General features: G+C 69.1%; 11 protein-coding genes and 1 tRNA gene. 5 read left to right on the top strand and 7 right to left on the bottom strand.

Going from position 1 to position 12406, the window contains the following annotated elements:
- Positions 1 to 49: 49 nt before the first annotated feature.
- Positions 50 to 1474, top strand: coding sequence for an aminopeptidase P family protein (locus ABTX24_RS18920; RefSeq protein WP_350841697.1), 1425 nt, complete (start codon positions 50 to 52; stop codon positions 1472 to 1474).
- A gap of 235 nt (positions 1475 to 1709) precedes the next feature.
- A complete protein-coding gene (locus ABTX24_RS18915; RefSeq protein WP_350841695.1) occupies positions 1710 to 2351 on the top strand; it encodes an N-acetylmuramoyl-L-alanine amidase in 642 nt (213 codons plus the stop codon).
- Positions 2352 to 2353: 2 nt separating this feature from the next.
- Here ABTX24_RS18915 and ABTX24_RS18910 read toward each other — a convergent pair whose 3' ends face one another.
- Positions 2354 to 4117 (bottom strand): hypothetical protein, encoded by a 1764-nt coding sequence (locus ABTX24_RS18910; RefSeq protein WP_350841693.1) that lies wholly within the window; start codon positions 4115 to 4117, stop codon positions 2354 to 2356.
- Between the two features lie 468 nt (positions 4118 to 4585).
- On the opposite strand from ABTX24_RS18910, the gene ABTX24_RS18905 reads away from it, so the two are divergent.
- A tRNA-Arg gene (locus ABTX24_RS18905) sits at positions 4586 to 4662 on the top strand.
- Between the two features lie 100 nt (positions 4663 to 4762).
- Here the strand turns inward: ABTX24_RS18905 and ABTX24_RS18900 are convergent.
- From ABTX24_RS18900 to yczE, 5 genes are all read right to left on the bottom strand, one after another.
- Positions 4763 to 5017: a tyrosine-type recombinase/integrase gene (locus ABTX24_RS18900; RefSeq protein WP_350841773.1), complete on the bottom strand. Its 255-nt coding sequence runs from the start codon at positions 5015 to 5017 to the stop codon at positions 4763 to 4765.
- Between the two features lie 90 nt (positions 5018 to 5107).
- Entirely contained in the window at positions 5108 to 5845 is a 738-nt protein-coding gene (locus ABTX24_RS18895; RefSeq protein ID WP_350841691.1) for a transglutaminase domain-containing protein, read from the bottom strand.
- Between the two features lie 89 nt (positions 5846 to 5934).
- Positions 5935 to 6450 (bottom strand): hypothetical protein, encoded by a 516-nt coding sequence (locus ABTX24_RS18890; RefSeq protein ID WP_350841689.1) that lies wholly within the window; start codon positions 6448 to 6450, stop codon positions 5935 to 5937.
- A 232-nt stretch (positions 6451 to 6682) separates the two neighbouring features.
- Positions 6683 to 7009, bottom strand: a complete 327-nt coding sequence (locus ABTX24_RS18885; protein ID WP_350841687.1) for a hypothetical protein — start codon at positions 7007 to 7009, stop codon at positions 6683 to 6685.
- A 432-nt stretch (positions 7010 to 7441) separates the two neighbouring features.
- On the bottom strand, positions 7442 to 8065 hold the full coding sequence (yczE, locus tag ABTX24_RS18880) for a membrane protein YczE (RefSeq protein WP_350841685.1): 624 nt from the start codon (positions 8063 to 8065) through the stop codon (positions 7442 to 7444).
- 78 nt (positions 8066 to 8143) lie between these two features.
- On the opposite strand from yczE, the gene yczR reads away from it, so the two are divergent.
- The gene (gene yczR, locus ABTX24_RS18875; RefSeq protein WP_350841683.1) at positions 8144 to 9574 is read left to right on the top strand and encodes a MocR-like transcription factor YczR; all 1431 of its coding nucleotides are present in this window, start codon (positions 8144 to 8146) and stop codon (positions 9572 to 9574) included.
- 18 nt (positions 9575 to 9592) lie between these two features.
- Here yczR and ABTX24_RS18870 read toward each other — a convergent pair whose 3' ends face one another.
- Positions 9593 to 10660 carry a DUF1152 domain-containing protein gene (locus tag ABTX24_RS18870; RefSeq protein WP_350841681.1) on the bottom strand — a complete coding sequence of 356 codons (1068 nt, stop codon included), beginning with the start codon at positions 10658 to 10660 and terminating at the stop codon, positions 9593 to 9595.
- Positions 10661 to 10773: 113 nt separating this feature from the next.
- Here ABTX24_RS18870 and ABTX24_RS18865 point away from each other — a divergent pair, with 113 nt between their 5' ends.
- Entirely contained in the window at positions 10774 to 12399 is a 1626-nt protein-coding gene (locus tag ABTX24_RS18865) for a long-chain fatty acid--CoA ligase (protein WP_350841679.1), read from the top strand.
- The last annotated feature ends 7 nt before the right edge of the window (positions 12400 to 12406 follow it).

Raw genomic sequence — 12406 nt, 5'->3', positions numbered from 1 at the left:
CCTGGGAACTCACGAGCGTTGTCGATCCGGCGCGGCGTACGATTCCGGTATGACGGACAAAGGCGCCCCCACTCCTGCAGACGACCACACCGAGAGCCACGACCAGACGGTTCCGGAGGCGTGGTCCAAGTTCATGAGGGAGGGCTGGGACGACCGCGAGGTCGAGGTTCCCGAGCATCCGATCACGCCATGGGCGGCCGCCCGCCGGGAGCGCCTCTCGGGCATCTTCCCGGGTGAGCGCCTGGTCGTCCCGGCCGGCACCTACAAGGTCCGCGCCAACGACACCGACTACCGCTTCCGCGCCGACACCGCCCACGTGCACCTGACCGGCAACCAGACCTCCGACGCCGTCGCCGTGATCGAGCCCGACGGCTCCTCGGTCCTGTACGCCCGCCCGCGCAGCGGCCGCGACACCGACGAGTTCTTCCGCGACCGTCAGTACGGCGCGCTCTGGGCCGGTGCGCGTCCCTCGGCCCGTGAGCTCTCCGACTCGTTGGGCATCGAGGTACGCCACGTCGACCAGCTCGAGTCCGACCTCGCCGGCAACACCCCGACCCGCGTCCTTCGCGGAGTCTCGGCCGACGTCGACAAGCTGGTCGCCCCGGCCGAGGCCGCCCGCGACGAGGAGTTCGCCAAGGCGCTCTCCGAGCTGCGCCTGATCAAGGACGAGTGGGAGCTCGGCGAGCTCAAGGAGGCTTGCGACATCACCGTGCGGGGCTTCACCGACGCGGTGCGCGAGTGGGATCAGGTCCTGAAGCACGGCGAGCGCTGGATCGAGGGCACCTTCTTCCGCCGCGCCCGCGCGGAGGGCAACGACCTCGGCTACGACTCGATCGTCGGCGGCGGGTCCCACGCCACCACGCTGCACTGGATCGACAACGACGGGCCGATCGTCCCCGGTGAGCTGGTGCTGCTCGACATGGGCGTGGAGGGCCACAACCTCTACACCGCCGACATCACCCGCACCCTTCCCATCTCCGGGACCTTCACGCCGTTGCAGCGCAACCTCTACGAGCTCGTCTACAAGGCCCAGCAGGCCGGCATCGAGGCGATCCGCCCGGGCGTGACCTTCCGGGCCGGCCACTTCGCCGCCATGGAGATCCTCGCCCACGGCCTCGACGACCTCGGTCTGCTCCCGGTCTCGGTCGACGAGGCGCTCTCCGAGGACAACAAGACCTACTCCCGCTGGACCCTCCACGGCGTCTCCCACATGCTCGGCCTCGACGTCCACGACTGCGCCTCCGCGTCGAAGGAGGCCTACATCGAGGGACCGCTGCAGGAGGGCATGGTCCTCACCGTCGAGCCGGGCCTCTACTTCCAGAAGGAGGACAAGCTCGTCCCCGAGGAGCTGCGCGGCATCGGCATCCGCATCGAGGACGACATCGTCGTCACCAAGGACGGCTCCGTGAACCTCTCCGCCGGCCTGCCGCGTACGGCCGACGACGTCGAGGCGTGGATGGGTCAGTATCTGTGAGGTGAATGCTGACCGAGGTAACTCAGTCGAGTCGCGCTTCCCTCGTGGAGTTCCACGAGGGAAGCGGGTGCTGACCGAGTTACCTCGGTCAGCGATCGCCGTGGCCGGCTGCGTCGCCCTGGCCTCGGCCCTGATGGCCTGCAGTCCAGGAAGTACGCCACGGCAGCAGCCCGCCACATCAGCGACGGCGTCCGCGCCGGCGTCGAGCAGCTCTGACGACGTCTTCGCGGGAGCCGTGGTCGGCATCGACCCGGGCCACAACGGCGGCAACGCGGGCGCGCCCGAGGTGATCAACGAACCGGTGTGGAACGGGCGCTCGCAGAGCCCGTGCAACACGACGGGCACCGCGACCGACGACGGCTACCCGGAGACCGACTTCACCTGGGCCGTGGCCACGAAGCTCGCGGCCGATCTGCGCGAGTCCGGCGCCAAGGTGGTCATGACCCGCGACAGCAACGACGGGGTCGGGCCGTGCATCGACGAGCGCGCGAAGATCATCAATGACGCGAAGGCCGACGTCGCGATCGACATCCATGCCGACGGCGCGGCCGCCTCCGAGCGGGGCTACTCGCTGCTGATCCCGGTGCCGTCGGGCACCAACGACGAGGTCGTCGAGCCTTCGCGACGCTACGCGCAGCTGCTCCGCACCGAGATGCGGAAGACCGGGATGCCGCTGGCCTCCTACCTCGGTGAGGGCGGGTTCGTGGAGCGCGACGACCTGGCCGGCCTCAACCTCACCACGGTGCCGCAGGTGCTCCTCGAGACCGGCAACATGCGCAACGCCGAGGACGCGCGCCTGCTGAAGTCGGACCGGTTCCAGGCGCGGACAGCCGCCGCCATCAAACGGGCGATGGCGGCGTACCTCCGCTCACGCTGAGCTCAGAGCTTCTTCCACTCGACGGGCTCGAGGCCGTACTCCTCCGCGATCGGCCCCCACGCCTTGGCGGCCGCCTTCTTCGGGTCGTGGCTGGCCAGGCTGAGCGTGGTCGCCTTCTCCAGCTTGCCCTTGCCGCCCACGCACTCGCCGTCGGCGTTGACCCTGCGCTTCTCGCCCCAGGCCGCGAAGGCGAGGTCGGCGTTCTGCGAGGTCATCCACGCGGACTCGAGGTTCTTGACGAGCTTCCGCGACCCCGGGAGGACGGCGGTGTCGATCTTGGCGACATCCGCAGCCAGCTTCTCGCGGGAGGCCGCGGCGTCCTGGAAGGTCTGGATCGCCTCGTCGATGTTCTCGCAGGCCTCGAGGTCGGCCTGAGCGGTACCGATGGCCGCCTTGTCCTTGGCCGAGGTCTTGATGAGGTCGTCGATCTTCTTCGCCTCGGCCGCGGCACCGCCCTCGGTCGTGGTGGCATCCGTGGTGGAGCCGGTCTTCGCGTTGGCGTCGTCGTTCCTGGTCAGACCGATGACGAAGGCGATGATCGCGACCACGACGGCCAGCGCGAGGACGATCAGGCCCCAGCGCTTCAGGTCGAGACCACCAGGGCCCTTGCCCTGACCGCCCTGACCGCGCTGCGGCTCGTAGCGGGCGTCGTAGCCGTTCCCGTACGGGTCGTAGCCCTGCGGCGCCATCGGCGGCGGCGCCGGGGTGTTGGGCCCGCCGCCGACCGGCGGCTGCCCGACGAGGGTGGCATCGGTGTAGGGGTTCTGGCCGTAGGGGTCACCGTACGGCTGGCCGAAGTCGTCCTGGGACCGGTCCTGCGGCTGGCCGTAGGACTGCTCGTACGCCTGGTCGAAGCCCTGGTCAGCGCCCTGTCCGTACGGCTGTCCGTAGGGCTGGTCGTAGCCCGGCGACCACTGGCCCTGGTCCGGCTCCAGCTGCGGTGCGAGCGGGGCGTAGGCGGGGTCACCGTACGTCGGCGCCTGCTGGCCCTGGTCGGGCTGGCCGAGATCGGGCTGGCCGTCGTCGTAGCGCGACTCGGGTGCAGGGGCGTCGAACTGCGGCTGCGGCGGCGCGAACTGCTCGAACTCGTCGCGCGGACGGGTGCCTCCGGAGGCCTCCTCGTCGACGGCGTCGAACCGGGGGCTCATCGCGACCTGGGTCTCGTCCGGACGGACCGGCTCGGGCTGGCGTCGCTCGACCGGCGGCATCGCCTCGTGGGTCGCCTCGTAGGCCGACTCGGGGGCCTGGCCACCGAACTGCGGCGCGGGCTCGACGAAGGTCGGGTGCTCCCCGCTCTGGTGGTAAGCAGCGGCCGGACGCTCGGGCAGCGGGGGCGCGGCCATGGGCTCCGGGGTCTGCGGCACCTGCGGTTCCGGCATCTGCGGCTCGGGCGCGGGGGCGGGGGCGGGCGCAGGCGCGAGCGGCTCGGCCGCGCGGTCCTGTGCTGCCGGCCGCGTCGGGAGATCCGGCAGCGGCGCCGGTGCGGCCACCGGTGCCTCGGGCTCAGGATCCGGCTCCGGGGCCGGCTCGGGCTCTTCCGCGACGCGCTTGCGCTTGGGCAGGAAGAGCGACTGCGACTGGGAGGCGAGCTCCGGCTCGAACTTCGGCGTACGCGCCGCGAGCCCGAACAGGCCACCACCGTCCGAACCTGCCGGCGGCGGGGCCATGCCACCACCGAAGGCCGGCTGCTCACCGCTGGGCGCGGTCATGCTCAGCTGGGGCGCCATCGAGGCCCCCGGCGTACGCCTGACCTGCTCGAGCGGCAACGGGGCCGGCTCCGTGTCGGCCTCGGGCGCGGGCGCAGCACTTCCCTGCCCACGCCTCGGCAACGACAGACCACCCTGCTCAGGATCGGCACCCCGCTGCGGCAGTCGCGGCGGTGCGACCGGCTCCGGTGCACCCTGCGACGGCGGCTGATGAGCGCTTCTGACGGGGGTCCCACAACCTGTGCAGAAGCGCATACCGGTGACGGCTGCACCGCACGAGGTGCACATGGACTCCATAGTCATGTCCGGGGACCTTACCGATGATCGGGCCCAGTCTCGAACCCTCGTGGTCCGCCAATCGGACACTCACGTCGACAGTGTGGGGACAGTGCACCCAAATACCCCCCACACCTTGGTAACACTCCGGCCAGCGTTTCGGATTCCGATGCACACAGGGGATACGGGCACCGGTAAGATCGTGCGCGGCCTGCGCAAACCCCCTTCCAGCGGGGTGCTCACACAGGCCACGCCTCCGTAGCTCAGCTGGATAGAGCATCGGCCTTCTAATCCGACGGTCACAGGTTCGAATCCTGTCGGGGGCGCCAGAAAAAATACCTGGTCCGACATCTTCACGACCTTCGGCGTGTCGCCCTTCGTCACCGTTTTCGGGGTCCTGAGGGCGCACTTCGGGCACACCGTGATCGGTCAGGTAGTCGGCGACTTCGTCCACCAGTTCCCCAGCAGGACTTCGACCACGCCGTCTACGAGCCCGGCGAAGAGCTCATCCATCGCGCCGGCCACGGCGTCGAGGTCATCGGCGAAGAGGCCGGCGTACACATCGAGAGTCATCGCGGCCGATGCGTGGCCCAAGATTCGTTGCACAGCTTTTACGTTGACTCCGGCTCCAACGGCCAACGATGCGGCGGTGCGTCGAAGGTCATGGGGCGTGAAGCCGACCAGGGCGACCTTGATGGTCTCGCCTATGAGTTTGGGGTACCGGGTGGCGATGTCCGAGGGATCCGCCGCATGACCGGCCTTCCGATCCGAGACTCAAAGCCGAAGGGCCGCCGACGCAGACCGGCGGCCCATGGCTTGGTCGGCCAGGCATCGCGGGAGCCAGGCAAGGGTCTGTCCGCGGGCGCCGAATAGGTCGTCGCGTGAGTCGAAGTAGCCGAGGTCCTCCTTCACGACCGCAGAGAGGTCACATGACTCAATGCCGCTTCGGCCGTCCCAATCGATCGCAGTGCGGGCGATAGCATCGAAGAGCGTCTCGCCGTCTGCGTTGGTGAACCCGAGGCCACAGGCGGACATCTCCTCGATTGATCCGTACAACTCGCCGACCTGCGTCCAGTGCCCATCGACCATGAACTCTGGCCACGCAAGGATCACCCGGTCCGGTACAAGCCACTTCAGGCGCGGGAACCGCGGGTACCAGAAAGAGCCGTCCACGGCGATGCCCCTCACACGCGTGACGATCCCAGCTCGACGCGCCACGGCCTCGAGAACGGCCAGTCGCTGGCTGCAAGAGCCGCGACCCCGCCTCACCGTCACTGATGCCGGCTGGCGATCATCCATCGCATAAACAGGCCGGATTGTCCGCGCGATGTGGGCGTGGACCTCTATGAGGAACTCGCGGGCGTTGATGAGGTCGGGATCGACCGGACTCATGGTCACGATCTCGGGCGAGGCCCAGTCCAGGATCGGCGTGGCAGTCGTGCCGCCGGATGCGTCGCCCCGTGCGTTTCGACGCGATCGGATGCACCTCGGGGAAACCAGCGACGTCGTCATACATCGAGTATCAGCCACTTCTGCGCGGGTCTTGCCGGGTACCTCGAATGCAGCCGGGTATCGGGTATGAGTGCGAAACGGGTCTACGTTCAGGCTGCGGGTGTCGGTGTGTAGACCGAGCCCCTTCTCGTCAGCCACAAGACGCCCAGAGCAATTCCCGTAAGGCCCAGGCCCGCCGCGATCAAGGTACCGATGAGAACCGATGGCAGGTTGCCTACCGGGCCGACGCGCACCGATGCGTTGTCCGCCTGGCACTCGACCGTGAACGTCCCGTCCTCGGGGGTGGTGAACTCGTGGTCGAGCATCTCGGTTTCTGACGCCGAAACCGTGGCGCCAGGATCGCGGAACTCGACCGGCCGGCCCGCACTGTCGTTGACCGAGCAGAATGCGCTGTAGCCCGAGTTGTCGGCGTCGTCGGTGTAGATGCCCCACGTGCGGTGGGCCGGTGCCTCAACCGTCACCGGCGCATCGGCGACGGCAACGCCATCGTCGGCTGACGCAAAGGCGAACAGTGTGACCGGAACGACGAAAGAAATCGCAGCCGCAAGGAGCAGCACCAGCGTGCTCCAGCCAAGCAGCGGCGACGCGGTCCGATCCTGAGCCATGACGGAACTTTGGCACAGAACACCGCACCAGGAGACCGAACGCCGCACTGGCACCAGCAGCCTGAGCCAGCCATCGGGCGAAGGCTGTTACCGACACGGATTCTTGGGCTTGCATGGTTCGACATGCCAACCGCATTCGCGGTTTCTCCAGCCGTCCCGACGGCACCGGGCCAAAGCGAAGAAGAGCATCCGAGCCAGTAGCTCAAGTGCTCACCCTCAGGGCAGAGCGGCCTTACTCCACAGCGCCGGACCAGTCCACGTCACCGTCGGCAGAGACACACACGTTCCAGGCCACCGGCTCGGTGGTAGCCCCGCGAAGCAGTTCCAATGCGGCCTCCCCCATCAGCCTCACCACAGATTCGCCATCGACGGCCATGTTGAACTCGAAGTCAATGTCCGACATCGATCCATCGATGAACCCGCCCCCGCCGGTGACCTCGCCCCAACCTGGGTGTTGCGCGTCGAGCGCCTCAACAATCGCATCCTCGACCACCCCGCGATCCATGGCACTGAGCCCAGGCTTGATCTTCACTGTTACGTCCACAAACATCTCCTTCACCGGCCCGAGCTGAGTACACGCCGCCGAGAACATAAACCCCTTAGGGGAAGCCGTGTATGGCCAGGCGCACAATCGCACCTCCGGCCCCCGCCCCGATCCCCGGGGTTTGCACGACGCCGCCCGGCATCAAGAGCGCTAACGAGTCACTGCGCGATGACCTACGGTCACTCTTGACACCGAGCACCGCCGAGCAATCTTGGCTGGCTATCGGCACAGTGGCACCGAACTGGACTACCACGAGGGGAGCGCCCCGGCGCAATACAGACGCACTCCCCCGTTGGACACCGACAAACAATGAGAACAAGTACGCCCGGAACCACGCAGAAAAGTTCTCACGAGAACATTTCTCTACCTGATCCCGTCGGCCTTCTAATCCGACGGGCGCAGGTTGGAATCCGTTGGGGGCGCCACAGGAAATTCGTGTGGGTTAAATCATGCACTCGCGCGTGTTTCGGCGCTGAGCGCCGCAGCGGCCGCCCGCCCGGCGTACAGGGTCCGGAAGAACGGCAGGGTGCGGTGCACCATCGGACCGATGAGCAGCGCCTCGGCGACGGTGCCGATGCCGACCAGTCCGCCGAGCAGCCAGCCGATCGCCAGGACGGTGATCTCGACGCCCGCACGGCAGAGCCAGACCGGGGCGCCGGTCCGCTGGTGCAGGCCGGTCATCAGGCCGTCGCGCGGGCCAGGGCCGAGGCCCGGCGCGATGTAGATGCCGGTCGCCGCGGCCAGCAGCGACAGCCCGCCCGCGAACATCGCGATCTGGACGAACACGCTGGAGACGGGCGGGATGAGCCACAGGCCGATGTCGGCCGAGGTGCCGACCAGGAGCACGTTGAGCACCGTCCCGATCCCGGGCCGCTGGCGCAGCGGGATCCATATCAGCAGCACGCCGAGCCCGATCAGATTGGTCATCAGGCCGAACGAGATGCCGGTGACCTCGACCAGACCCGAGGTCAGCACGTTCCACGGCCCGACGCCGAGCGAGGCCCGCAGGAGCATGGCAAGTGCGATGCCGTAGAGGAAGAGTCCAGTTATCAACCAGGAGAGCGACTTCACAGAGAGATCCTTCACGATTGCAAAGCCAATCACGGGTCCAATCGAAGGTAAAGAAGCCAATCGCGGTAAGGTGGCCTCATGCCTCGCGGAAGAATCGGTGCCACTGCGCTCGCTGGCCTGCTCGGTCAGTGGCAAGGAGAGGGCCCGGCGTACGAGAACCTCGCCGAACGGATCCAGCTGCTGCTGATCGACGGCCGGCTCTCCGCCGACGTACGTCTCCCGTCCGAGCGGGAGCTCTCCGAGCGGCTGATGCTGAGCCGCACCACGATCACGGCCGCCTACCGGCGCCTGCGTGAGCACGGGTACGCACTGAGCGTCCAGGGGTCGGGTACGACGACGAAGCTCCCACCCACCGCGCCCGACTCGTTCACCGAGGGCGGCGAGATCGACCTGGTCAGGGCCACTCTGCCCGCCACCCGGCGGCTCCCGGAGGCCGCGATCGAGGCGACCCGGCGGCTGGCCGACCACATGACCGGCCCCGGCTACACCCTGTGGGGCATCGAGGAGCTTCGCGCGGAGATCGCGGCGCGCTACACCGACCGCGGCCTGCCGACCGACCCCGACCAGATCATGGTGACCACCGGCGGCCAGAGCGCCATCGCCCTGCTCGCCCGCACCGTGATCCACCGCGGCGACCGGGCCTACGCCGAGAGCCCGTCCTACCCCAACGCGTACGACGCCCTGAGCCTCGCCGGAGCCCGGATCATCACGAGTCCGGTGACCACCGACGCCGGCTGGGACATGCCCGCGATGGAGGCGGCCATCGCCCGGACCACCCCCGTGATGGCGTACGTCATGCCCGACTTCCACAACCCGACGTCTCGCTCGATGTCGACCGAGGACCGGCTCCGGCTGCTGCACGCCGCTGCGAAGGTCGACACCCTCCTGGTGGCCGACGACACCACCGCCGAGCTGAACATCGACCGCCCGCACACGTTCCCGCCGCTGGCCGCGATGGCCGGCGAGCACCAGGCCCGCGTCGTCCACATCGGCTCGGCGAGCAAGATGCTGTGGGGCGGGCTGCGGGTCGGCTGGATCCGCGCCGACCCGGTGCTGCTGACCCAGATCGCCAGCGGACGCTCGGCCACCGACCTCGGCACCCCGATCTGGGAGCAGCTCGTCACCACGATCCTGTTCCGGCATCTGCCCGAGATCCTCGAGGAGCGCGCCGCGCAGCTCGCCGCGGGCCGCGCCGCGCTCTACCACGCGATGCGCGAGCACCTTCCTGACTGGGAGCTGCCGCCGCGTATCGACGGCGGACTCTCGGCCTGGGTCGGTCTGCCCGCGCCGGTCAGCTCCCAGCTCACCCTCGCCGCCCGCCCCCACGGACTGCTCGTCACCGCCGGGCCGCGGTTCGGGGTCGACGGCGCCTACGAGCGCCATCTGCGGCTGGCGATCACGCCCCGCCCCGAGCTCGTCCGGCGCGGGGTCGAGATCCTCGCCGAGGTCTGGCCGCGCGCCGCCTCCACCCCGGCTCTGGCCCTCACCACTTCCGAGGCCGTCGTCTGACCGGACTCGACCTCGGGCTCAACCCCGGGCGAGAGCCTCCAACGCCCACAGCCCGAGCCCGTCGAAGCGTGCCGCCTCGTAGCTCGGTACGTCCCCGCTCGTCGCCTCCAGAAGGCGGCGAGTGGTGATGTGCGAGGCGCCTCGAGCGAGGCTCGCGTGAGCGATGTCGGCAGCAGTCACGGTTCGCGACGGGATCTCGCGACGTTCCCGGGCCCGTTGCCGCTCGTAGTCGAGCTCGTCGACGGTGGTGATGCCGCGGATGATCGTCTCGGCGCTCCCCAGGGAGCGGGTGTTGATCAGCGCCTCGGCGAGCGGGAAGTCGTACGTCACGACGGCATCGAGGCGCCACACGGTCGCACTCGCCTCGCTCACCGGGACGGGGGTCTGCCCTCGTCTCATCTCCACGGCGCCCCGAAGGCCCCGCGCGGCTGCCGCGGCCAGCGTCGTCGCCTCGGTGGGATGCCAGCCGAGCGAGTCGCCGACCCGGTCCACATCCGCCGTCCCCAGCGTTCCCGCATGGATCCCACCGAGCCCACCGAGGATGGCGATCACCTGCTCCGCCGGGAGCTCCCCGTCCACACCGGGGCCGACGACGGCGAGCCGCACCGGCAGGCCCGTGCGCAACGCCGCGGCCAGCGTGAGCGAGTCGGCCAACGGGCTCAGCAGGCCGGGCTCGTCTCCCCGGGCGACCACATCGCCACCGACGTCGACGACCGTGAGCGAGTCGGCACCGAGCGCCCGAGCGAGGTGCTGGAGCTGCTCGGCGAGTCCGACCGCACCGTCCGCGAGGTCGTGCAGGAAGAGGCGCGCGTCGACGTCGCCGGCAAGCCGCGGCAGCACAGACCGGCCCGGCGGGAGAGTGTCCGTCGTGGTCGATATCTCCGCCCGGACGCCGTCGACCAGGCGGAGCCCGATGAAGTCGCCGCGCGAGCGTGGGCCGGGCACCGGGTCGATGCGGAGCCGTTCCCAGGCGCAGGTCGACACGAGGACGTCGCCGTCGTCCATCTCGGGCTCGAGTACCCGACGCGCCAGGAGCACGCCGAGCGCATCACCCCCACCACCGGCCGCGACGAAGAGAGTGCTCACGCAGACGATTCTGACCGCTGGGCATCCCGCGCGCCACAGGTCGGCCGCATCGCCCGGCAAGAAGTTCGCGGAAGACGTTGTGACGCACGCCACGTTGGGTCACGATGTGCAGCATGCAAGGACTGATCCAAGACGCACCGTTGACCATCGACACGATCATCCGGCGCGCCGAGCGCGTCTTCCCGACGCGGGAGATCGTCACCAAGACCGCCACCGGTCTGGAGCGCAACACGTTCAAGGACCTGGCCGTGGAGGTACGCAAGCAGGCCACCGTCCTCGACCGGCTCGGCATCTCCGAGGACGGCCGGGTCGCGAGCTTCGCGTGGAACACCCTGCGCCACCTCGCGCTCTACTACTCCGTCCCCTGCACCGGGCGGGTGCTGCACACCGGCAACATCCGCTACTTCCCGGAACAGCTCGTCTACACCTTCAACCACGCCGAGGACGAGGCCGTCTTCGTGGACCGGTCGCTGCTCGGTCTGCTGGCTCCGCTTCTCCCCCAGCTGACCACGCTCAAGCACATCGTCGTGATGGATGACGGCGCGCCGACCCCGCTTCCCGAGGACCCGCGGGTCGTCTCCTACGAGGAGCTGATGGCCGACGCCGAGGAGGCGGCGATCGAGGGCCGGGTCACCGACGAGCGCACCGCTGCCGGGATCTGCTACACCTCCGGCACCACCGGCAACCCGAAGGGCGTCGTCTACACCCATCGCTCGCAGTACCTGCACGCGCTGGCCTCCCTGGCCGGCACCCTCTTCGGCACCCACGACCGCGACCGTGTGCTTCCGGTGGTGCCCTTCTTCCACGCCAACGGCTGGGGCTTCGCCCACTCCTCCCTGCTGGCCGGCGCCAACCTGATCCTGCCCGGCCCCGACCTCTCGCCTCCCGGCATCATCAAGCTCCTCGAGGCCGAGAAGGTGACGATCGCGGCCGGCGTACCGACGATCTGGATGGGCATGGTCCCGTTGCTGAAGGACGCCGACCTCTCCTCGCTGCGGGTGGTCATCTGCGGCGGCTCCGCGGTGCCGAAGTCGCTCTCGGAGGCCTGGCGCGAGGCGATCGGCCTGCCGATCACCCAGGCCTGGGGCATGACCGAGATGTCGCCGCTCGGCAGCGTGTTCAACGAGCGCGCCGAGATCACGGACCTCTCCGAGGAGGAGAAGGCCGACTACCGTACGTCCCCTGGCATCCCGGCCGTCGGCGTCGAGCTCCGCATCGTGGAGCCCGGGACCACCGACGAGCTTCCGTGGGACGGCGAGACGACCGGCGAGCTCGAGTGCCGCGGCCCGTGGATCGCGTCGGGCTACTACAAGGTCGACGCACCGACGTCGTTCTCGCCCGACGGCTGGCTGCGCACCGGTGACATCGCCGCGATCGACCCGCTGGGCTACGTACGCATCGTCGACCGCACCAAGGACCTGGTGAAGTCGGGTGGCGAGTGGATCTCGACCGTCGCGATCGAGAACCTCATCATGGGCCACCCGAGCATCGCCGAGGCGGCCGTCGTGGCGGTGCCGCACCCGAAGTGGGGCGAGCGGCCACTGGCCTTCGCGGTGGTCAAGGACGGCGAGTCGGTGACCAAGGAGGAGCTGCTCGGCTACCTGGCCGAGAACCTGGGCAAGTGGCAGGTGCCCGACGACGTGGTCTTCATCGACGAGGTGCCCAAGACCTCGGTCGGGAAGTTCTCCAAGAAGACGCTGCGCGAGGAGTACGCCGACTACAAGCTGCCCACGGCGTAGCCGGAGC

It is taken from the genome of Nocardioides sp. NPDC127514, from assembly GCF_040302125.1.
In the GTDB taxonomy this organism is placed as follows: domain Bacteria; phylum Actinomycetota; class Actinomycetes; order Propionibacteriales; family Nocardioidaceae; genus Nocardioides.
The sequence above is the reverse complement of the archived record's forward strand: the minus strand, read 5'-3'. Positions and strand labels throughout refer to the sequence as shown.